General features: G+C 38.9%; 19 protein-coding genes and 2 pseudogenes. 4 read left to right on the plus strand and 17 right to left on the minus strand.

Annotation, left to right across the window (positions count from 1 at the left end; genetic code table 11):
* Positions 1-4: 4 nt before the first annotated feature.
* The 7 genes from ylxH to rpsO all read right to left on the minus strand — a co-directional run bounded on the left by ylxH (position 5) and on the right by rpsO (position 6,058).
* Entirely contained in the window at positions 5-889 is an 885-nt protein-coding gene (gene ylxH / locus AYS37_RS04625) for a flagellum site-determining protein YlxH (RefSeq protein WP_001064494.1), read from the minus strand.
* Positions 886-2,262, minus strand: a complete 1,377-nt coding sequence (gene flhF, locus AYS37_RS04630) for a flagellar biosynthesis GTPase FlhF (protein ID WP_001874652.1) — start codon at positions 2,260-2,262, stop codon at positions 886-888. Before flhF ends, ylxH begins: the two co-directional genes overlap by 4 nt.
* On the minus strand, positions 2,259-2,747 hold the full coding sequence (gene folK, locus AYS37_RS04635; RefSeq protein WP_001874653.1) for a 2-amino-4-hydroxy-6-hydroxymethyldihydropteridine diphosphokinase: 489 nt from the start codon (positions 2,745-2,747) through the stop codon (positions 2,259-2,261). The genes flhF and folK overlap by 4 nt, the downstream gene beginning before the upstream one ends.
* Entirely contained in the window at positions 2,747-3,820 is a 1,074-nt protein-coding gene (locus AYS37_RS04640) for an aminopeptidase (RefSeq protein ID WP_000677151.1), read from the minus strand. The genes folK and AYS37_RS04640 overlap by 1 nt, the downstream gene beginning before the upstream one ends.
* Before the next feature lie 13 nt (positions 3,821-3,833).
* On the minus strand, positions 3,834-4,337 hold the full coding sequence (aroQ, locus tag AYS37_RS04645; RefSeq protein ID WP_000699284.1) for a type II 3-dehydroquinate dehydratase: 504 nt from the start codon (positions 4,335-4,337) through the stop codon (positions 3,834-3,836).
* 129 nt (positions 4,338-4,466) lie between these two features.
* Complete coding sequence (locus AYS37_RS04650; RefSeq protein ID WP_000910867.1) at positions 4,467-5,756, minus strand: O-antigen ligase family protein; 1,290 nt, start codon at positions 5,754-5,756, stop codon at positions 4,467-4,469.
* Positions 5,757-5,785: 29 nt separating this feature from the next.
* Positions 5,786-6,058, minus strand: coding sequence for a 30S ribosomal protein S15 (gene rpsO / locus AYS37_RS04655; protein ID WP_001207130.1), 273 nt, complete (start codon positions 6,056-6,058; stop codon positions 5,786-5,788).
* Between the two features lie 135 nt (positions 6,059-6,193).
* Between rpsO and flhA the strand changes: the two genes are divergently transcribed.
* From flhA to AYS37_RS09050, 3 genes and pseudogenes are all read left to right on the plus strand, one after another.
* Positions 6,194-8,395: a flagellar biosynthesis protein FlhA gene (flhA, locus tag AYS37_RS04660; RefSeq protein ID WP_001262889.1), complete on the plus strand. Its 2,202-nt coding sequence runs from the start codon at positions 6,194-6,196 to the stop codon at positions 8,393-8,395.
* A 28-nt stretch (positions 8,396-8,423) separates the two neighbouring features.
* Positions 8,424-9,467 carry a 3',5'-cyclic-nucleotide phosphodiesterase gene (locus tag AYS37_RS04665; RefSeq protein WP_001874655.1) on the plus strand — a complete coding sequence of 348 codons (1,044 nt, stop codon included), beginning with the start codon at positions 8,424-8,426 and terminating at the stop codon, positions 9,465-9,467.
* Between the two features lie 325 nt (positions 9,468-9,792).
* Positions 9,793-10,057 (plus strand): annotated as a pseudogene (locus tag AYS37_RS09050) (hypothetical protein).
* 176 nt (positions 10,058-10,233) lie between these two features.
* On the opposite strand, the gene hsrA reads toward AYS37_RS09050, so the two are convergent.
* Both hsrA and AYS37_RS04680 read right to left on the minus strand, forming a co-directional pair.
* Complete coding sequence (gene hsrA, locus AYS37_RS04675) at positions 10,234-10,905, minus strand: response regulator-like transcription factor HsrA (protein WP_001264984.1); 672 nt, start codon at positions 10,903-10,905, stop codon at positions 10,234-10,236.
* A 391-nt stretch (positions 10,906-11,296) separates the two neighbouring features.
* Positions 11,297-12,409, minus strand: a complete 1,113-nt coding sequence (locus tag AYS37_RS04680) for a metallophosphoesterase (RefSeq protein WP_000908711.1) — start codon at positions 12,407-12,409, stop codon at positions 11,297-11,299.
* A gap of 197 nt (positions 12,410-12,606) precedes the next feature.
* Between AYS37_RS04680 and acs the strand changes: the two genes are divergently transcribed.
* A complete protein-coding gene (gene acs, locus AYS37_RS04685; RefSeq protein WP_001175436.1) occupies positions 12,607-14,595 on the plus strand; it encodes an acetate--CoA ligase in 1,989 nt (662 codons plus the stop codon).
* Between the two features lie 102 nt (positions 14,596-14,697).
* Here the strand turns inward: acs and rimP are convergent, their stop codons facing one another.
* From rimP to minC, 8 genes and pseudogenes are all read right to left on the minus strand, one after another.
* Positions 14,698-15,138: a ribosome maturation factor RimP gene (gene rimP / locus AYS37_RS04690; RefSeq protein ID WP_000162255.1), complete on the minus strand. Its 441-nt coding sequence runs from the start codon at positions 15,136-15,138 to the stop codon at positions 14,698-14,700.
* Positions 15,131-15,466, minus strand: a complete 336-nt coding sequence (rbfA, locus tag AYS37_RS04695; RefSeq protein WP_000991155.1) for a 30S ribosome-binding factor RbfA — start codon at positions 15,464-15,466, stop codon at positions 15,131-15,133. Before rbfA ends, rimP begins: the two co-directional genes overlap by 8 nt.
* Positions 15,466-18,311: pseudogene (gene infB, locus AYS37_RS04700) on the minus strand (translation initiation factor IF-2). The gene rbfA and the pseudogene infB overlap by 1 nt, the downstream one beginning before the upstream one ends.
* A complete protein-coding gene (locus tag AYS37_RS04705; RefSeq protein ID WP_001232480.1) occupies positions 18,308-18,562 on the minus strand; it encodes a DUF448 domain-containing protein in 255 nt (84 codons plus the stop codon). The pseudogene infB and the gene AYS37_RS04705 overlap by 4 nt, the downstream one beginning before the upstream one ends.
* The gene (gene thrB, locus AYS37_RS04710; RefSeq protein ID WP_000261741.1) at positions 18,549-19,430 is read right to left on the minus strand and encodes a homoserine kinase; all 882 of its coding nucleotides are present in this window, start codon (positions 19,428-19,430) and stop codon (positions 18,549-18,551) included. The genes AYS37_RS04705 and thrB overlap by 14 nt, the downstream gene beginning before the upstream one ends.
* Positions 19,431-19,483: 53 nt before the next feature.
* Entirely contained in the window at positions 19,484-19,957 is a 474-nt protein-coding gene (locus AYS37_RS04715; protein ID WP_001874658.1) for a tRNA threonylcarbamoyladenosine biosynthesis protein TsaB, read from the minus strand.
* 22 nt (positions 19,958-19,979) lie between these two features.
* Complete coding sequence (gene lpxC, locus AYS37_RS04720) at positions 19,980-20,867, minus strand: UDP-3-O-acyl-N-acetylglucosamine deacetylase (RefSeq protein ID WP_000815234.1); 888 nt, start codon at positions 20,865-20,867, stop codon at positions 19,980-19,982.
* Positions 20,864-21,451 carry a septum site-determining protein MinC gene (minC, locus tag AYS37_RS04725; protein ID WP_000921059.1) on the minus strand — a complete coding sequence of 196 codons (588 nt, stop codon included), beginning with the start codon at positions 21,449-21,451 and terminating at the stop codon, positions 20,864-20,866. Before minC ends, lpxC begins: the two co-directional genes overlap by 4 nt.
* Between the last annotated feature and the right edge of the window lie 2 nt (positions 21,452-21,453).

Genomic DNA, 21,453 nt, shown 5'->3' on the forward strand with positions numbered 1-21,453 from the left:
CAGTCTACCCCAAATACTTCAAAAGCCTTTTAAAAAAGCTTTTCAAACCTTCTTTTGGTATTTCTAAAGCACCGGTTTCTAACTTAGAAACCAAAAGACCCGCTATCTGATCAATGGATTGCGAAAACAAATCATTAGGGGCTATTTTTCTTACAATCTTTCGCTCTCTCACATAGCGTTTCAATAAGGAGCTGTTTTCAATCGCTCCTAAATAGTGCAATTCTAATGAAGCGATATTGTTTTTAGCCACTTTAAACAACCTTTCATAAGTCGCCCTACCCTCTTTAGGTTGGGCTACCATGTTAGTAATAAGAAACAATTCATCTTTATTTTTGGAGTTGATTTTAATGCATGCATACGCATCGGTAATCGCTGAAGGATCGGGTGTGGTAACAATCACCACGCAATCGCTCGCATTCAAAAACGCTTGTGTAGTGGCTCCAATCCCAGCTCCCGTATCAATCACAATATAATCTAAAGAGCTTAAAACCCCCTCTTCATCCACGAATTGATCTAAAACTTCTGTTCCGCTAATGTATTTTAAAATTTCTTCGCCGCTATCCCCGGGAATTAAGCAAAGCCCGGGTTCAATCTCGCAAATGATTTCTTGTAATTTGGCTTCACCTTTTAAGGCATGCAAGATATTTTTATGGGTTTTCACCCCAAAAATCACATCTAAATTCGCTAAACCAATATCCGCATCAAACACCCCTACCTTATAACCTTTCTTGTATAAAGAGTAAGCTAAATTAGCGCTAATATTGGATTTCCCCACACCTCCCTTACCGCTTGTGATAGCGATGAATTTGGTATTCCCCTTATTATCAAAAAAACTTTTAGGGTTTTTAAGATTCATCAAATTATCTAAGCGGCTCGCTTGATTGTTCATGCTTGTTCCTTATTAGGGTTACTAAAGCCATCTAGCATGCAATCCACTAAATACTCATTAGTAGCCACTTTCAAATCCATAGGCACTTCTTGGCCGACAGAAAGATAGCTGATAGGCTTTTGGCTTTCATGCACTAAAGAAAACAAATTCCCTAGCCCCCTACTCTCGTCCAATTTCGTAAAGATTAAAGTGTCAATCCCTAACACCCCAAAAGAATCATAAATATCTTTCATGTCTTCATACTTAGTGGTAACCGAAAGCACTAAGGACACATCAATATTATAACCCCCATCTATAAATTCCTTCAAACCGGCAATTTTTTCTTTATCGTATTGCGAATGCCCTGTCGTATCCACTAAAATAAAATCGCAGTATTCCAAAGCTTCAATTTCTTTAGCAAAATCCTTAGCGTCAATCACCGCTTCTATACTCATTTTCATTTTATTAGCATACCAGCTTAATTGCTCCAAAGCCCCAATGCGATAATTGTCTAAGGTGATAATGCCCACCTTGTATTTTTTCGCTAGCATCCTAGAATAACGCGCGGCTAATTTAGCCAAAGTCGTCGTTTTCCCCACGCCTGTTGGCCCTACAAGCATTAAGATGCGTTTTTGCCTTAAATTCAAATCTTCAGGGCGGCACAAAATCATTTTGCGCAACACTTCTCTAAAATAGCGCTTGATCGTTACGGAATTTTCGCGCATGCGTAAAGGCATCAATTCTAGGCTCAATTGCATGATTTCATCTAAATGGCTGGATTTCATCCCACTTTGTTTGGCCAGTTTGTAAATTTCTGCAAATTCTTGAGGGATATTAATAGAATTAGGGTTTTTCTCATCCCAAAACATGTTTTGAATGAGTTTCAAGCTGTCTCTGATTTTACTTAATTGCAGATTGATGTCTTTAATTTCTTCTTCTTGTTTGACTTCTCTTTTTTCTCTTTCTTTTTTATGGTTGGCTTCATCTTTTAAGGCTTGCAATAAAGCGTCCTGCTTATTAGCCTCTAAAGGCGTATCCTCTAACGGAGCGTCTTTTTCTAAAAGGGTCTTATTTTTTGAAAAACTATAGTTGCGCTGATTAGATGAAACCCCAGCGAGTTTGCGCATTTCTTCTACAGTGCTTGAAAGCTGCATGACCACATCTTCTTCATTCAATTCTTCATCATACAAACTTTCAGGAATAAGGGGGGCTTTAGGGGGTTTGTTTTCGCTCTCTTCTTCAACCGCCACAACGATTTCATAAAGCCCAGAAGAAGTGAGCGTTTTTTTACGGATTTCTTGCGTTTTAAACACTAGCGTATCCACCCCATGGTGGCTTTGAGCGATCTTTAAAGCTTCAGCGGCCGTCTCCCCACTATAGGTATAGAATTTCACCACTCCCCTTTTTTAAAAAGAATTTGTTGCAAAGCCAACGGCACTAACACCGAATCCCTTTCACTCCATTTAGGGTGAGGTAAAGTCAAATCGTTCTGCCTTAAAATGACTTGGTTGAAAGCGATAATATCAATATCTAAAGTTCTTGGAGCGTCTTTAAAATCGCGCTTCCTTGCACGGCCAAAACGCCTTTCTATATAAAAAACCAGAGCAAAAAAATGGCGTAAACTTAAAGATGTTTTAAGGATAATCGTAGCGTTATAAAAGTTAGGTTGATTAGTGTAACCAAAAGGCGGATTGATATAAATGGGCGAAGAAAAAATTTTCCCGATCTTACTATGATTTTTAAAATACAAAAAACAATTTTTTAATATTTTTAAAGGATTTTTAAGATTAGATCCCAACCCTAAAACCACCCTGTTAGAAAAATCAAGCCTTTTTTTAAAAAGGCTAGGGAAAAAGCGGCTAGTAAAGATCTCTCGCATCACAAAAGCTCAGCCCTAGAATTTTTGATCACCACTAAATCTTCAATGCGTACCCCAAAAAATCCAGGGATATAAATCCCAGGCTCTACAGAAAACACCATGCCCTCTTCTAAAATAGTTCCACTGCGCGATGAAATATAAGGAAGCTCATGAATGTCTAAGCCAATGCCATGCCCGGTGCTGTGAGTGAAATACTGCCCATAACCATAATCGCTAATCACCCCCCTAGCCAAGCTGTCCGCTTCTTTACCGGTCATGCCCGCTCTAATGCCTGAAATAGCCTTTTCTTGCGCTTCTTTCACAATGTCATAAATCTTTTGACGCTCTTTATCCTTGAAACTCTGCTCTCTTGTGAAGACAAAATTTTTAGGGTCAAAAAAAGCCGTGCGAGTCCTATCCGAGCAATAGCGTTCGTATTTGATCCCCATATCCAAAAGAATGCTGTGCTCCGCTTTTAAAAAATCCTTCGTGCTAGGCAAGGCATGGGGCTTGCTCGCATTCGCATTCAAGGCTAAAATAGGCTCAAAACTCAGATCATAAACCCCCTCTTTAGTCAAAAAGTCCTTAACCTTATGCTGCAAATACCGCTCGCTCAAGGACTCTTTTTCATCAAAAATCTTTTTCACATACTCAGCAAAATTTTCAAAAGCTTCAACATTCAGTGCTTGAGATTTTTTGAGGAGTTGGATTTCATGATCGTTTTTAATGATGCGTTTTTGGCGGTGGTAACTAGGCACGCCCTCTAAAATAACCTTATTCCCAACCGCTGAATCCAAACGCTTATAGGTTTGCAAATTCACTTGATTGGGGTCAAAAAAGAGCTTTTTAACCGAACTTTTAGCAATCAAGTCAATCGCGCTTTGGACTAAATCACTAGACTCTATCACTTCCGCTAAAACGCCATTTTTAGGCTGAACGCTTTCTTTAGCTTCTTGAGTGTAGCGAGAATCAGTGATAAAAAACGAGCGATCGTCTAATTGCAAAAACAAAGCGTTATCGCAACTATAAGCGCATTCAAAAAATATCGCGTTCTCATTGAGCGTGAAATGCGATTCTCTTTCTAATCCTTTCATGGGTAGCCCCCTTTTATTTTTGATTGTTAATGGGGTTATTAGGGTTGTTTTTTTGGGCTTCTTGGAACGCTTTCATTTCGGCTAAAATATTGACCATCGCCATTAAAGCCATGTTGTAACCAAGCGGGCCAAATCCCATGATCACGCCTCCACAAGCCGCTCCAGTGTAAGAATTTTTCCTGAATTCTTCTCTGGCTTGAATGTTAGTGAGATGCACTTCAATAACGGGTTTGCCCGCTAGCATGATCGCATCTGCAATCGCAATAGAAGTGTGCGAAAACGCTCCAGGGTTAATGATGATCCCTTCATAATCGCTACCCACGCTCTCTTGGATTTTATCAATGATTTCGCCCTCAAAATTGGTTTGAAAAAACTCTAATTCCACATCTAAATTGCCTTGTTTCACGAAAGTTTGCATGATTTCATGGATTTGGTCTAAGGTTACCATGCCATAAAGTCTTGGGTCTCTGTGTCCTAACATGTTTAAATTAGGCCCTTGAATCACTAAAATTTTCATTAATTTATTTCTCCTTGTTGAATATGGAATGAAACCGCATTATAGCATAAGTTTTTATCTTACCCCTTAAATCCCCTAAGAACGCATTGTCAAGAAACTACCGCTTGACTAACATCAAACCCCTTGATGCTAAAAAGCGCTTTTATCTTTTTTTAAAAAAACAGCCATCATGATCATTCCTACAAAAAAACTTCCCGTAATGAAGAAATCAAAGGGGTCAAACCCGATGCCAAAAATGAGGTAAAAAGCGAGTGTCGTTAATATAAAGAATGATATTAAAGAATTTTGCTTGATCCCGCTCCAAAAAATCTTTACAATAACTAGTAAAAAAAAGAGCCAGATTAAAAAGCCTATGATCCCCCTAGTGGCTAGAACATGAATGATTTGATTGTCGTATCTTTCATAACAAAGAATCAAATCTTTGGCTCTATAAGACTTTGATAAGGATAAAATCTCTTCTAATCTCTGGCATTTCTCGCTAGCGGCCATACCAAAAAAGGGCCTTAAACGCAAAACCGTTAGGGCTTCTTTCCAGCGCTCCAAACGCCACCCGATACTGCTATCAGCGTCCTTTTTAGCGTAGCGTTTCAAATCTTCTTCAAAGCTTTGGTTTTGAACCCTAGATTGCTCTATTGCCCCCCTTTTTTCTAAAGCGTTACTCCCCACATACAAAGCGCTCAAAATCAGACTCACAACCACCATATAACCCAATGGTTTGAGCGATTTTTTGGCACATAAAATAAAGCAAGAAAGGATTAAAAAAGTAGCCACAAAAGCGATCGTCGCGCTCCTTGTAGCGCTTAAAATAACGACTAAAAACCCCACAAAAACAGAAAGGGTGAAAAAAAGTTTTTCTTTTTGATTTTGCGAATAAAGCGCATAAATATAACAGCCTAAAATGGAAACGCTCACTAAAACCACATACTCCTTAACCGTGCTAAACCCTTGCGCTCTGGGCATGTTAAAATAAATTTTTTGCACTAATGAAAGCAAGCCGTTGATGAAATTTGCAACAGCCATGCTGTAAAAAAGGACTTTTTGATTCAATTTGATTCTTAAACAACTGGCAAAAAGCAAGCATAACGCCCCGCAAGCGTAAGTTAAGGACATGTTTAGAGCGAATAAATTGTAGCGGAAAGTTTGGCTATCATACATGTTGAACATGTTAGGGAAGATGCTTAAAAACACGCCCAAAAAAGCCAGAGTGAGCCATTTAAAAGGCATGGTTTTTAAATGATTAATTGCAAAAGTTTCTTTCAAAGACGCTTGGAAATAACACCTAAAAAACAAAAAAACCATTAAAACAATCAATAAGACTTGCGTTAAAGGTTTTTTAAACGAAGTGAGAAAGAAAAGAGCAAAAACTAGAGTGAAAACAGAGTCCGCACTAAAAAAGGCTTTCAAACGCTCTTTCAACACAAACTCGCCATACCCTAAAACCGATAAAATTATCTGTCTTTAATGCCTAACTTTTCAATCAAAACCACATAACGTGCATGGTTAGTGCGTTTGATGTATTTCAACAAGTTGCGTCTTTGAGCGACTAATTTTAAAAGCCCTAAACGACTGGAATGATCTTTGGGGTTAGCCTTTAAATGCTCGGTTAAAAGCCTGATCCTTTCATTCAACAACGCCACTTGCACCTCACAAGAACCCGTATCGTTTTCCTTAGTGGCAAACGCCTTAATGATTTCTTGTTTTTTCTCCAGATTCAAAGCCATAACGACCTCCTAATTGGTAATTTAATAAAGATCACATTATAGCGTAAAATAAGCTTTTTTGTGCCATACTTTTAAACTTTATATTATAATAAGAGACAAACACACCTACCAAAATTAAGGCATTGATTTTAGATTATGGCAAACGAACGCTCCAAATTAGCTTTTAAAAAGACTTTCCCTGTCTTTAAACGCTTTTTGCAATCCAAAGACTTAGCCCTTGTGGTCTTTGTGATCGCTATTTTAGCGATCATTATCGTGCCGTTACCGCCTTTTGTGTTGGATTTTTTACTCACGATTTCTATCGCACTGTCGGTGTTGATTATTTTAATCGGGCTTTATATTGACAAGCCTACTGATTTTAGCGCTTTCCCCACTTTATTACTCATTGTAACCTTATACCGCTTGGCTTTAAATGTCGCCACCACTAGAATGATTTTAACCCAAGGCTATAAAGGGCCTAGCGCGGTGAGCGATATTATCACGGCGTTTGGGGAATTTAGCGTGAGCGGGAATTATGTGATTGGGGCGATTATCTTTAGTATTTTAGTGCTAGTGAATTTATTGGTGGTTACTAATGGCTCTACTAGGGTTACTGAAGTTAGGGCGCGATTCGCTCTAGACGCTATGCCAGGAAAGCAAATGGCGATTGATGCGGATTTAAACTCAGGGCTTATTGATGATAAGGAAGCTAAAAAACGGCGCGCCGCTCTAAGCCAAGAAGCGGATTTTTATGGCGCGATGGATGGTGCGTCTAAATTCGTCAAAGGCGATGCGATCGCTTCTATCATCATCACGCTTATTAATATTATTGGAGGGTTTTTAGTGGGCGTGTTTCAAAGGGATATGAGCTTGAGCTTTAGTGCTAGCACTTTCACTATCCTAACCATTGGCGATGGGCTTGTGGGGCAAATCCCTGCTTTAATCATTGCAACAGCGACCGGTATTGTCGCCACTCGCACCACGCAAAATGAAGAAGAGGACTTTGCTTCCAAACTCATCACACAGCTCACCAATAAAAGCAAAACTTTAGTGATTGTGGGGGCGATTTTATTGCTTTTTGCCACCATTCCTGGACTCCCTACCTTTTCTTTAGCGTTTGTAGGGACACTCTTTTTATTCATCGCATGGCTGATTAGCAGGGAGGGAAAAGACGGATTACTCACTAAATTAGAAAATTATTTGAGTCAAAAATTCGGCTTGGATTTGAGCGAAAAACCCCACAGCTCCAAAATCAAACCCCACGCCCCCACCACAAGGGCTAAAACCCAAGAAGAGCTTAAAAGAGAAGAAGAGCAAGCGATTGATGAAGTGTTAAAAATTGAATTTTTAGAATTGGCTTTAGGCTATCAGCTCATCAGCTTAGCGGACATGAAACAAGGGGGCGATTTGTTAGAAAGGATTAGGGGTATTAGAAAAAAGATAGCGAGCGATTATGGCTTTTTGATGCCTCAAATTAGGATTAGGGATAATTTACAGCTCCCCCCAACGCATTATGAAATCAAGCTTAAGGGCATTGTGATTGGTGAGGGCATGGTGATGCCAGATAAGTTTTTAGCCATGAATACCGGTTTTGTGAATAAAGAAATTGAAGGAATTCCTACTAAAGAGCCGGCTTTTGGAATGGACGCTTTATGGATTGAAACTAAAAATAAAGAAGAAGCCATTATTCAAGGCTATACTATTATTGATCCAAGCACCGTTATTGCGACACACACCAGCGAATTAGTGAAAAAATACGCTGAAGATTTTATCACTAAAGATGAAGTGAAATCCCTTTTAGAGCGCTTGGCTAAAGACTATCCTACAATTGTAGAAGAGAGTAAAAAAATCCCCACCGGTGCGATCCGCTCAGTCTTGCAAGCCTTGTTGCATGAAAAAATTCCCATTAAGGACATGCTCACTATTTTAGAAACGATTACCGATATTGCCCCATTGGTTCAAAACGATGTGAATATCTTAACCGAACAAGTGAGGGCGAGGCTTTCTAGGGTGATCACTAACGCTTTTAAATCTGAAGACGGGCGTTTGAAATTTTTAACCTTTTCTACCGATAGCGAACAATTTTTGCTTAATAAATTGCGAGAAAATGGCACTTCTAAGAGCCTGTTGCTCAATGTGAGCGAATTGCAAAAACTCATTGAAGTGGTCTCTGAAGAGGCCATGAAAGTCTTGCAAAAAGGGATCGCTCCGGTGATTTTGATCGTAGAGCCTAATTTAAGAAAAGCCCTTTCCAATCAAATGGAGCAGGCTAGGATTGATGTGGTCGTGCTAAGCCATGCTGAATTAGATCCTAACTCCAATTTTGAAGCTTTAGGCACGATCCACATTAACTTTTAATTTAATTTATAAAATAAAAAGGAGAATGATGCAAGTTTACCACCTTTCACACATTGATTTAGACGGCTATGCATGCCAGCTTGTTTCAAAACAATTTTTTAAAAATATCCAATGCTATAACGCTAATTACGGGCGTGAAGTCTCAGCGAGAATTTATGAAATTTTAAACGCAATCGCTCAATCTAAAGAGAGTGAATTTCTTATTTTGATTAGCGATTTGAATTTGAATTTAAACGAAGCAGAGTATTTGCAAGATAAAATCCAAGAACACCGCTTGCAAAATAAAAACATTCAAATCCAGCTTTTGGATCACCATATCAGCGGTAAGGAAGTGGCTGAGAGTTTCCATTGGTATTTTTTAGACACGAACCGCTGCGCGACTAAAATCGTGTATGAATTTTTGAAAAAGCATTACGCTATTTTAGAGCCAAAAAACACAACATGGCTAGAGCCTTTAGTGGAAATGGTCAATTCTGTGGATATTTGGGACACGCAGGGTTATGGTTTTGAATTAGGCAAGGTGTGTATGCGCATGATCACTCAAAGCTCTGAATTGAACCGCTTCATGTTTGATGATGAAAACCGCAACTATAAGTTAAAGCTTTTAGAAGAAGTTAAAAACTATTTGTTTTTAGAAAATGCCCCTGTAGCCTATGATAATGATTTGTTCAAACTCAAAAAAATCGCTTTAGGGGGCGACCCTGATATAGAAACGATGGACAATATCTCTTCAAATGCGCAAACGCATTTGCTCTCTTTAAAAAAGCATGATTGCAGCGTTTATTACCAAGATAAAAAAGGGTTTTTAAGCTATTCTATGGGGGGTATTAGCGTGTTGGCTAACCTTTTTTTAACGCAAAATCCGGATTTTGATTTTTATATGGATGTGAACGCTAAAGGGAATGTGAGCTTAAGGGCGAATGGGAATTGCGATGTGTGCGAACTCAGTCAAATGTGTTTTAATGGGGGCGGGCATAGGAATGCGAGCGGGGGCAAGATTGATGGCTTTAAAGAAAGCTTTAATTATAAGGACATTAAAGAGCAAGTTGAAGAAATTTTCAATAATGCTTAAAACTAAGCTGTTTGCAAAAAGCTAACAAAAACTAAAAAGAGTTTAAAAACGCTTTTTGGAAAGGTTTAAAAATTTTTATTTTATCATTTTGTATAAACTCATTTCTTTAAGGTAAAGGGGTATTTTAAAACCTATCCCCCTACAAACCCCCTAACCCCCAAAAGACCGCTTAAAAAGTTATCGCTTGGTTAAATCAAACCCTTTTATTATTGATTGTAAAAAATGCTTTTTTAATATTTTTAGATTTTTTAATCCGTAATCGCAGCCAATAGTGGTTTAAGTTATCCCTCTATGTTATTGTTTTTATGTTGCGGGTATTTGGAGCATGTTAGGGTTTGGGTAATAGTGAGCGGCTATCTTAAAAAGGAAATAACCAACCATGAAACTACTATTAGCAATCATAGTTTTAATGGTTCTCACAACGCCACTATACTAAAATTTTAGTGCAAGCTAGGGTTTAGCTAGCGTTTTCTTTGTGTATTTTTCTTGTATCCCATAAAAATCCCACAAAAATAAGACTTTTTCAATATCCAATGAAAACGGAGCCAAAGTTTGCATTTTTGTGTTTTGATAGACATTTAAATCCATGAATTGATACGAACCTGCTTTAGTGTTTTTTAACCAAAACACCTTACCAATCGCAGATAAAATGATCATGCTCCTAGCTAAACACCAGCATGATATAAGTGTCTCTATTATCGCTATTAAAATATTTGACTTTACCCACTCCACACCCTCATTCTAATCTATTTTTAGCAAAAAGAATTTATTCTTCACACGCCGGTTTGGGGTAGCAAAAACGATAGCCTCTGCGTCTCACGGTTTCAACCGTGGAAATCCCCAAGGGTTTATCCATTTTTTGGCGGATTTGATTGATAGCCACTTCAATCACATTAGGGGTAACCATTTCAGGCTCTTCCCAAATAGCGTCTAAAAGCTGTTCTTTGGAGACAATCTGATCCCTATGTCTGGCAAGATGGGTAAGCACTTCAAAAGGCTTCCCTTTCACTTCAACTTCACGCCCCTTGTAAATAATCTTTTCTTCATCAGGGCTAATGGTCAAATCCCCAATTTCAATCACATTAGAGCCCCAAAACCTCAAACGAGCCTCAATCCTTGCGACTAAAGCTTTAATGCTGCGATAAGGTTTAGCGATGTAATCGTCCGCGCCTTGCTCAAACGCATGGACTTCTTCTTCGCTTGTAGGGTTATCAGAAGAAACTAAAACAACAATAGAAGAATGCTTCTCCTTGATTCTAGAAACAAAACTTAAAGCGTTTTTATCGCTAACCATAACTAAGTCATAATTCCTAATATCCATAAGATACTCCCCATCCTCTAAACTCTCTGTTACATCAGCCATAAAGCCTTTAACATTTAAGCCCTTTTCAATTTCTCCACCCAAAACAGAATTTTTTTCAATCAGTAGAACGCGCATGGTGTATGACTCCTGCATTTAAGAGTAATTCGAACACTGATTATATCATAATTTTAAATTAGTTTAAGAAAATATTAATAAAAGTTATCGCTTGATCAAAATCAAGCCCTTGATTGTTGGTTGTAAAAAATGCCTTTGAGCGTTTTTATGGATAATTTTTAAAATCATTTGCTAAAAATCACCATTTTATTGTATAATTGCAAATCCAACCATTCCTTATGGTTTGGTTGGCACCGCTAAGGTTAAAGGGTCACCTCCCCCTCCTTTCCCTTTGTCTTGGCGGTTGTTTTTTTAATCCTTGTTTAGTCCTTATTTTTAACCGCTTGATTACGATTTAATCCATAACTTGCTATTCTTAAGATGTTTAAAAAAGATGTTTAAAATTTTTAGTTCAAGCTTGATTTTTAGGTAAAAGCCTAAGGTATGCGATCTCGCTAGGGGCTAAAAACCTTAAGGGAACACCCCAATACCCTGCCCCACTGCTCACATAAATTTGAGTGGTGCCGCTGTGCTTGTATAAACCATATAAATAGGTTTGCGCTAACTTGACTAAAAGGCTAAAGGGAAAGATTTGCCCTGCATGGGTATGCCCTGAAAGCACTAAATCCACAGAGTGGCTTTCTTTGAGGCTTCTAATTTGCTTAGGTTGGTGGGCCAAAAGGATCGTGGGCTTACTACTATCACGCTTTTTTAAAGCTTTGTCAATATCAGGGGCAAAATTTTGACGCTTCCTTGCGAAATAATCATACACACCGCACAAATTGATCCCCCCTAAATGCACGCATTCATTCCCTAAAATCGTCAAATTAAGCGTGTCAAGAAACGATAAAATCGGCTCTATGCCATGATAATACTCATGATTTCCTGGCACATAAAAAGTGCCATGCGTGCTTTTAAGATTGTTTAAGGGCAGTAAAAAAGATTTGACTTTTTCAATGCTTTCATCCACTAAATCCCCCCCAATCAGCACCATATCCACTTCTTTTTGATTGACTTCTTCTACAATGTAATCAACAAAATCTTTTTGCAACAAACTCCCCACATGCATGTCTGTGAGTAAAATAATCTTTAATTCTTTATCCAGCTTATCCAAATAAATAGGGGTTTCTTTGATTTTAGGGCGGGCCAACCCTTCATAAAACCCGCGCCAAAAATACCCTAATAACGCCAGATAAAACCCTAATTTTAAAAAGTTTTTTAAACTTTTACGCCTTGAATGCAAAAAATCTATTTTTTCTACAGAGTAGGAAAACCCGTAAAAACTTAAAGAAAAAATAAAAACAATAAAAGATACAAACGAACACGCCGAAGTCAAAACAAACAAATGGCTAGGCATAGTATTTCTGTAAAAAGCAAAAGCCGCCTCGCCTATGCTCAAAAGGATAAAAAACCATAAATAAGCGTATTGAGAGATTTTCTTTAAGGTTAAAAACGATTTCAACATCCTAAAAGAACTATAATTCAAAAGACACAAAACCAATAAAAACGCTATGGAGATCAGCATACCACCCTTTTTGTAGTCATAATGTTCTACTATATTAGCATATTAACGCTAATACACCCTTTAGGTTTCATCGTGCTATTTCCTTTTTTATCAGTCTCAATCCACACAGAAAGAGAAAAGTATCCCTCCCTTTAAAAGAGTGTGAGTTTGGATATAATAATAAAAAGTGTGCTTAAAACCATGAAAAAGGAGATGCGATGCAATTAGACGAAGATTTAGAATTCGCTAAAAAAATCTTTAACCCTAACAGAGCGTTTGCCAAGCAAGCCAGGATTAAAAACATGTGCGAATATAAAGATTTAGTGTATGAAGCCAATGAAGATTATGAACATTTTTGGGGCGAGTTAGCCAAGCAAAAACTCACATGGTTTAAACCTTTTGATAAGGTTTTAAACAGCGATAACGCCCCTTTTTTCAAATGGTTTGAAAACGGCAAAATCAATGTTTCTTACAATTGCATAGACAGGCATTTAAAAGACAAAAAAAATAAAGTGGCGATCATTTTTGAAGGGGAAATGGGGGATTATAATGTCATCACTTACAGAAAACTCCACTCTGAAGTCAATAAAACAGCCAACCTTTTAAAAAACGAATTCAATGTCAAAAAAGGCGACAGAGTCATTATCTATATGCCCATGATTGTAGAAAGCGTTTATATGATGCTCGCATGCGCTAGGATTGGAGCGATCCATAGCATCGTTTTTGCTGGGTTTAGCCCTGAAGCCTTGAGGGATAGGATCAACGACGCTCAAGCCAAATTAGTTATCACAGCAGATGGGACTTTTAGAAAAGGCAAACCCTACATGCTCAAGCCAGCCCTTGACAAGGCTCTAGAAAATAATGCCTGCCCTAGTGTGGAAAAAGCGCTCATTGTGATACGAAACGCCAAAGAGATTGACTATGTGAGAGGGCGCGATTTTGTCTATAATGAAATGGTCAATTACCAATCCGATAAATGCGAACCTGAAATGATGGACTCTGAAGATCCTTTATTCTTGCTCTATACAAGCGGATCAACCGGGAAACCTAAAGGCGTTCAACACAGCAGTGCAGGGTATTTGTTATGGGCACAAATGACGATGGAGTGGGTTTTTGATATTAGAGATAACGATAATTTTTGGTGCACCGCTGATATTGGTTGGATCACAGGGCACACTTATGTGGTTTATGGACCTTTAGCTTGCGGGGCAACGACTTTGATACTAGAAGGCACGATGTCTTATCCGGATTATGGGAGATGGTGGAGGATGATAGAAGAATACCGCGTGGATAAATTCTACACTTCCCCTACCGCTATAAGAATGTTGCATGCCAAAGGTGAAAACGAACCCTTAAAGTATAATTTAGACTCACTCAAAGTTTTAGGAACGGTGGGAGAGCCCATTAACCCTACGGCATGGAAATGGTTTTATGAAAAAATCGGCAATTCAAAATGCAGTATCGTGGATACTTGGTGGCAAACAGAAACAGGCGGGCATATCATCAGCCCTTTACCGGGAGCTACGCCTATAAGGGCCAGTTGTGCGACTTTACCTTTGCCTGGAATCCATGCAGAAGTTTTAAACGAAGACGGCACCAAAACAAAGCCCGGAGAGCAAGGGTTTTTATGCATCACTAAGCCATGGCCTTCTATGGTAAGAAACATTTGGGGCGATGAAAAACGATACATTGATAGCTATTTTTCTCAGATCAAGTTGAATGGGGAATATGTCTACCTCTCTGGAGATGGCGCTATCGTGGATGAAAACGGATATATCACTATTATTGGGCGCACAGATGATATTGTGAATGTGAGCGGGCATAGGATTGGCACGGCTGAAGTGGAGAGCGCTATTTCTAAACATGAAATGGTGGTTGAATGTGCGGTAGTGGGTATCCCTGATACGATTAAAGGAGAGGGCTTATTTGCGTTTGTGGTGCTGTGTGATGGGGCTAAATGCAATCTTGGCGAGAGTTTAGAATTGTTAAAAGAAATGAATCATATCTTATCCGTTGAGATTGGAAAGATCGCGAAATTAGACAATGTCATGTATGTGCCGGGTTTACCTAAAACCAGAAGCGGGAAAATCATGAGAAGGCTTTTGAAATCTATCGCCAAAAAGGAGCCCATCACTCAAGATTTAAGCACGCTAGAAGATGTGAATGTGGTTAAAGAAATAATGAGCATCGCTCAAATGGAGGAATGAAATCTAAAAAATGCTTTTTGGCGTTTTTTAGCTAAATAATAAGAGTCAATTTTAATCAAGCATCTCTTATAGAGTGCAGAAACGCTACCGTTTCGCGTTATTTCACCACTCAAAAAGCGTTTTAACTTTCTTTAAATCTTTATATTCCACGCTTTTGATAGCGTGATTCTCTAATTCAAAATCCGCGCTCCAATCGTTAGCGTCTTTAAGGACCGCTTGAAAGCTTTCTTTATTTGTGAGTTTGACTTCCACTTTTTCGCCTAAAGAAAGCTTGAAGTGTTTGGGGGTTTTAAGCGTTCTTTCTAACCCCATGGAGCTCACTTCTAAAATATAAGCGTCTTGAATAAAATCGCACACATCTAATAAGGGCGAAATCACCTCGCTCACTTGTTGGCAAATGTCCAAACTAACCGCCCCATTAGGGTTTTTAAGGCTCACCCTTAAAACATGCTGCTCGTTTTCTTTAACCAAACTCACATCATAAAGCAAGTATCCCAAACTTTCAATCACGCCCTCTATTTTCTCTTCTATTTTTTTAGTCATTATCTTTCCCTTTAGCGATTTCATTGAATATGGCGTCTAGGCGGAGTTGCTTTTCTAAGCTGTTGTCTGAAACAAAACTGAGTTTTGGGCATTTAAACCACCCGCTCGCTTGCAAAACAAACTGCCTAATCAAACCCTCAGCTTTTTTCAATTTGGAAAGGATTTTATGATCTGATGAAAGCACAAACACCAAAGCGTGGTGTTTCCCTTTAGAGCATTCCACTTTAGTAACGCTTAAAGAATTCAACTCGCCATCATTCAAACTCGCTAAAGCCTCTTGCAGTAATTCTAAAAGATTGGATTCTAAGCGTTCTTTATGAGCGTTCATTAGAGGGTTCTTTTTTTATGGATTTCTTTATAGGTTTCAAACACATCGCCCACTTTAATCTCATTATAATTTTCTAGCATGATTCCGCACTCATAGCCCTTAGAAACTTCTTTCACATCATCTTTAAAGCGTTTCAAAGAAAGGATTTCGCCGGTATGAACCACCACGCCATCTCTAATCAAACGCGCCTTAATGCCACGAGCGATCACCCCATCGCTCACCACACACCCGGCTATCGTGCCAACTTTAGGGATATTAAAGGTTTCCCTCACTTCCGCTTGCCCGGTATGCTCTTCTTCAATAATAGGACTCATCAAGCCTAATAACAACGATCGCATTTCTTCAATCAAGGCATAAATCACCGTGTAAGTTTTAATGCTCACATTGTATTCTTTAGCCTTATTTTTCACATTACCGGTGGGGCGGATATTAAAGCCTAAAATCACCGCATGCTCACTGCTAGAAACCAGGCTCAAATCATTCTCAGTAATGCCCCCCACCCCTGAGTGGATCACTTGAATCGCTACTTCTTCGTTATTAAGCTCTAACAAGCTGTTTTTAATGGCTTCTAAGCTTCCTTGCGTATCCGCTTTAATGACTACAGGAATATTTTTTAATTCCTTATTGGCGACCATTTCTGAAAGCTCATCAAAAGACACTTTAGTGCTTTTACTCAACGCTTTTTGGCGCAAATAAGTCGCCCTCTTTTGAGCTTGTAAGCGCGCGATAGAATCGTTTTCTACCCCTATTAAAACAGATCCTGCAGGAGGCACTTCGCTTAAGCCTGTGATGAGAGCCACCATAGAGGGTTTTAAATTTTGAATGCTCTTGCCTTGATCGTCAGTCATCGTTCTTACTTTACCAAACGCTGTTTCGGCAAAAAAACTATCCCCCACGCTCAAAGTCCCGCTTTGGACAATCACAGTGGCTACTGCCCCACGCCCTTTTTCCACGCTCCCTTCTAAAACAACCGCTCTAGCGCTGCCCTCTTCTATGGCTTTTAATTCCATAATATCCGCTTGGATAAGAATGGTTTCTAATAAATTGTCAATGCCATCGCCCGTTTTAGCTGAAACAGGGATAAACTCATGCTCTCCGCCCCAATCCACAGGGTTATAACCAAGTTCAGCGCATTCGGCTTTGAGTTTGTCCGGATTCACATTAGGTTTATCCATTTTATTCATCGCAAAAATCACAGGCACATTAGCCGCCTTTGCATGCTCTAAAGCTTCAATAGTCTGTTGCTTCACGCCATCATCAGCCGCTATCACAATCACTGCAATATCTGTAACTTGAGCCCCACGATTACGCATCTGGCTAAAGGCTTCATGCCCTGGGGTGTCAATGAAAGACACCCATTTGTTATTTTTTTCTACCATGTAAGCGCCAATGTGCTGAGTGATCCCTCCAGCTTCCGTGTGGGCGACTCTTTTATCACGGATTTTATCCAGTAGTGAAGTTTTACCATGATCCACATGCCCCATGATAGTCACCACAGGCGGGCGCTCTTTTTTCACGCCTTCTAACACCTCTTCTACTTCAAATTCTTCTAAAGTGTTTTGAACAGAAACTTCTAAATGAAACTCTTCGGCTAAAATTTCTATGCTATCCTTATCCAAAAAGTCGTTTTTAGTTACCATAAGCCCTAAATTAAAGAGGGTTTTAATCACATCGGCTAAATTCAAATTCGCTTTTTGCGCGAATTCATAGACGCGCACTTCTTCAGGGATTGCAATCGCGCTTTGGATCACTTTTTGGCTGTTATCGTTACGGAATGCGCGCTTTTTCTTGGATTGTCGTTTGATCCCGCTTTCATTCATCCAAGGGTTTTTTCTTTGGACGCGCACCCTGTCGTTGATGTTTTGGCGGATTTCTTTTTCTTCTTCTTCCTTATTGAAATTATCTTGTTCATGCAAATCAAACAATAAGATTTCATCGGTTTCATCATCATAAATATCATTGCCCTTAAAATCCCTCGCATCGCTAAAATCAATTTTATGGGATTTGTTGTTTTTGGCTGTGGGGGTGGCTTTGGGCTTACTGGGTTTTTTGACTTTTTTAGCCTCTTGTTTGTCTTTTTCTTGCCATTCTTTTTTAATGTCTTCAAAAATAGCCGCCGCACTTTGAGTGGGTTTTTTGCTTTCTGTTACGCTGTTTTCAATTTCAATTTCATTTTCTATTTCATCGTTGCGTTTAATCACCCTAAAACCGGTGCGTCTTTTAATGTTTTCATGGCGTTTGATCTCTTGCTCTTGCTTTTTAACTTCGCTGATTTCTTTTTTAGCGTTGTTAGTGTTATTGGTGCTGTTAGCGTTGTTAGTATTGCTTTGGGTGAGCTTGTTTAGGGCTTCTCGGCTTTTTTGGATTTCTTGGAGTTTTTGCTTGGCTTTTTCTATTTGAGAGTGGCTAACCATTTTAGGGGTGTTTTCTGTAGGGGGCGTTTGGTTTTCAAAAGTATTGACAATCTCTATCCCTCCTTTTTTTTGGCAATGGGTGCAGGAGCTTCTCTTTTCTTTTCTTTAGTTTTTTTGGGCTTTGGCTGGCTTTTTTCTTCTTTTTTAGGCGTTTTGGAAACCTTTTTGTTAAGGGGTTTGGGCGTTTGGGCCATATTCAAATCATCTTTATTGTCTTGTTCAGGATTTTTAGTGGGTTGATTAGCTTGTATTTGTTCTTTAATGCCCTCCACAATGTATTTGTATAGCTTGCCGGCTTGCTCTGGGGTCATTTTAGAATTTGTTTTAAGCTCTAAACCAATGTCTTTGGCTTGCTCGATCACATTTTTAAGCTCTCTTTGGGTCTTACCAAGCTCGGCTAAAAATTCTTTTAAATCAACCATCTCGCTCATGCTATGCTTCTCTCCTTAATCCAAGTAATGATATTTTTGGTATCTTTTGGGGCATTCTTTATTTTTGAAACCGCTTTCAACAACTTTTTTTCTCCATTTTTCAAACAATTTCCACACACATAAAAACTACGGCCTTTACCATCAAACTCCATGATTTGATTGTCAAAACTTTTCAAACGCAACAAATCCTTTTGGGGTTGGCGCATTCTGCACGCCACACACATGCGGATTTTAATTTCAGTCTTTCTCAATAAGGACTCCATCATTGTCAAAATCTAAAACCGCTACCCTAAATTTAGGGAATTTCTTGCTCAAAACCTGCTTTAATTTAGGGGCGTCTTCTTCATAACACATGTTAAAAAACGACGAACCGCTCCCTGAAAGCGTGCTCATTAAGGCGTTATTTTCTAAAGCGAGCTTTTGGATCGCAAACAACACGGGATAAGTTTGCATGCGCTTGTATTGATGCATCCTGTCTTTAGAACAACAACGCAACAAATCCCACTTCCCTTGCACAATCGCCATCGTCATCAAACTCGCATGCGAAAGGTTAAACACGCTTTCTTGCACGCTGTAACGCTTGGGCAAGAGGTGGCGCGATTGCTTGGTGGAAATGGCCCTATTAGGGATCACCATCACCGCTTTTAAAAAAGAAGGGATTTTGGTTTTTAAACTTATCACTTTCTTTTTTTCCACAAACGCTGCATTATACCCCCCAAACACCGCCGGGGTGATATTATCCGGGTGGTTTTCATAAATTAAAGCGGTATTGACAATATTTTCTCTATCAAAAGGAAACCCTAAAAACGCAAACGCTGAAGCGACCGCCCCCACAATCATCGCCGAGCTAGACCCCATGCCCCTTGTAATAGGGACTTTATTATGCAATAAAAATTTAAACGATCTGTCATTCCCATGCTTTTTTAAAATCTCATAAAACACTTTAGTGAAAATATTGTTGGTTAAAAACTTAGGGATCCCTTCACCCTCCCCAACCAATTTCACCGCATGAAAACTGCTAGGCTCAATAAAAAAACGATTGCGTAAATTCAAGCTCAAACCCAAGCAATCAAAACCGGGGCCTAAATTCGCACTTGTTGCAGGAACACTCACTACCAAATTTTAAACCCCTATTGTTGATACCCTTTCATTTTTAAAACTAGCATTATACACTAAATAGGAGGCAAAATGTAAAACGGCGTGTTCAATTGGGTGAATTTGTCTTTCTCTAAAAAAGAGGGCAACATGAAATCTTTTGGCAAAATTTTCAAATCTTTAAAATCGGTTAAGCTTTCCCTTTCTTTTGAAACAAAGTATTTATTGGCATACGCCAAAATGGGCGTGTTGTCGTTAAAATCAAAGCCTGTGGTGGAATAGAGTTCAAAGTCATGGATTAAAGCCAAAGTATGTAAGAAAACATGCGTGAGTTTTAAGCTAGTGAAACTCCCTGGCCCTTTAGCGTAATAAACCCCTTTAACCGCCGGTAAAGTAGGGTTTTTAAAATCTTCAAATAATTGCGAAAAAACTTCCACCAAAGCTTCGCTTGTTTTTGATTTAGAAGTGTAAGAAGTGCATAAAAAATTGTTTTGATACACCCCAAGCAAGACCCCATCGCCTAAAGAGATAAGTGCTAAATCCAATTCCAAAAAAATAAACCCTAATTTAGGATTAAGCGAAAGCCTTTTGCAACGCAAATTCTTTAGCTGAATCTGTAGCGATCAAAACTTCGTAATTTTTAGCGTCCGCCAAAATGGCTTTAACCAACATGGAATTGAGTTTATGACTCCCTGAAAAAGAAGTGTATTTGCCCATCACAGGCATGCCTAAAACCATCAGATCCCCCATAGCGTCTAAAATCTTGTGGCACACAAACTCCTTTTCGCACCTCAAGCCCTCTTTATTCAAAATGCTATTTTCATCTAGCACGATGCAATTGTTCAAACTCCCCCCTTTCGCCAAACCAATGGATCGCAAATAATTCACTTCTTGCAAAAACCCAAAGGTGCGGGCTTTAGCGACTTGCTCTTTGTAAGCGGTTTTACTAAAGACAAAATGATGGGCTTGCTTAGCGATAACCGGATGGTTAAAATCAATCGTGAAATTCAAAGAAAGTTGGCTGTCTGGCTCAATTTTAACAAATTTATCGCCCTCTCTAACCTCAATAGCTTGCTTGATTTCCATCACCTTTTTAGGAGCGTCTAATTCTTTAATCCCCGCTTCATCTAAAAGCATGCAATAAGTCAAAGCACTCCCATCCATGATAGGGATCTCTTCGTTATCCACAGAGATTTTAAGATTATCAATGCCATACGCATGGATAGCTGAAAGCAAATGCTCAATCGTAGAAATTCTAGCGTTATCCTTACCCAACACGGTTGCCATTTTGGTATCCACGATGTTTTCAGGTTTTAAGGGGAGCTTCACGCCCAAATCAGAGCGGTAAAAAACAATGCCTTGATTTTCTCCTAAAGGCTCTAAAACAAGCTTCACAGGAACGCCCTTGTGCAAGCCTATCCCTACTAATTCCACAGAGTGGTTAATGGTTGTTTGTTTCATAATACTTCCTTTATGTCTAGTATATCGTCATTTTTAGTGATTATTTTAATATTTTTATTTACCAAGAGCCGTTCAATCTCTTTTAAAGAGAAAATTTTATTTTGAAAAACGATTTGAGCGCTCTTGACTTCTTTTAAAATCAAGCACTCTCCAAAGCACACAATCGCCCCTTCGCAAACCCCATAAACCGACACACAGCCCTCTGAAATAATCTTCGCTCCATTGTGGATATTACCCAAAAAAATAAGATGATTAGCGCTATAAATCTCTTCCCCACTCCTGATATGGCGCTCATAAATCGTTGTTTTAGGTTCTGTTTTAGAATGATTGGGTTTTGGATGATCGGTTTCTTCTTTTAAAGGCATGGTTTTGATATGGCGTCCGTTTAAAGCGCGATTTGTTTCTAAAAACAAAAGCTGGTGTTTGTGCAAAATGGCTTTGACTTCTGGTTCAATATCATATTTAAAAATAATAAGAAAATATTGCAAAAGGGCATGGTTTTTTTCTAAAAATTCCATGACCGCTTCAGGCTCTTGCTTTTCAATTTCAAACGCATGCACATTTTTTTGATTCGTTTTTAACATGA

The sequence above is a fragment of the Helicobacter pylori NQ4053 genome (assembly GCF_000274605.1).
GTDB classification, from domain to species: Bacteria; Campylobacterota; Campylobacteria; order Campylobacterales; family Helicobacteraceae; genus Helicobacter; species Helicobacter pylori_CV.

What these genes read in the sequence shown, in the direction of transcription:
- AYS37_RS04640 (WP_000677151.1), bottom strand. Translation starts at nt 3,820, where the DNA reads ATGAAAGGATTAGAAAGAGAATCGCATTTCACGCTCAATGAGAACGCG.
- rbfA (WP_000991155.1), bottom strand. Translation starts at nt 15,466, where the DNA reads ATGAACGCTCATAAAGAACGCTTAGAATCCAATCTTTTAGAATTACTG.
- minC (WP_000921059.1), bottom strand. Translation starts at nt 21,451, where the DNA reads ATGTTAAAAACGAATCAAAAAAATGTGCATGCGTTTGAAATTGAAAAG.
- aroQ (WP_000699284.1), bottom strand. Translation starts at nt 4,337, where the DNA reads ATGAAAATTTTAGTGATTCAAGGGCCTAATTTAAACATGTTAGGACAC.
- folK (WP_001874653.1), bottom strand. Translation starts at nt 2,747, where the DNA reads ATGCGAGAGATCTTTACTAGCCGCTTTTTCCCTAGCCTTTTTAAAAAA.
- AYS37_RS04680 (WP_000908711.1), bottom strand. Translation starts at nt 12,409, where the DNA reads ATGCTGATCTCCATAGCGTTTTTATTGGTTTTGTGTCTTTTGAATTAT.
- AYS37_RS04665 (WP_001874655.1), top strand. Translation starts at nt 8,424, where the DNA reads ATGCAAGTTTACCACCTTTCACACATTGATTTAGACGGCTATGCATGC.
- rimP (WP_000162255.1), bottom strand. Translation starts at nt 15,138, where the DNA reads ATGACTAAAAAAATAGAAGAGAAAATAGAGGGCGTGATTGAAAGTTTG.
- flhA (WP_001262889.1), top strand. Translation starts at nt 6,194, where the DNA reads ATGGCAAACGAACGCTCCAAATTAGCTTTTAAAAAGACTTTCCCTGTC.
- ylxH (WP_001064494.1), bottom strand. Translation starts at nt 889, where the DNA reads ATGAACAATCAAGCGAGCCGCTTAGATAATTTGATGAATCTTAAAAAC.
- lpxC (WP_000815234.1), bottom strand. Translation starts at nt 20,867, where the DNA reads ATGAAACAAACAACCATTAACCACTCTGTGGAATTAGTAGGGATAGGC.
- hsrA (WP_001264984.1), bottom strand. Translation starts at nt 10,905, where the DNA reads ATGCGCGTTCTACTGATTGAAAAAAATTCTGTTTTGGGTGGAGAAATT.
- acs (WP_001175436.1), top strand. Translation starts at nt 12,607, where the DNA reads ATGCAATTAGACGAAGATTTAGAATTCGCTAAAAAAATCTTTAACCCT.
- rpsO (WP_001207130.1), bottom strand. Translation starts at nt 6,058, where the DNA reads ATGGCTTTGAATCTGGAGAAAAAACAAGAAATCATTAAGGCGTTTGCC.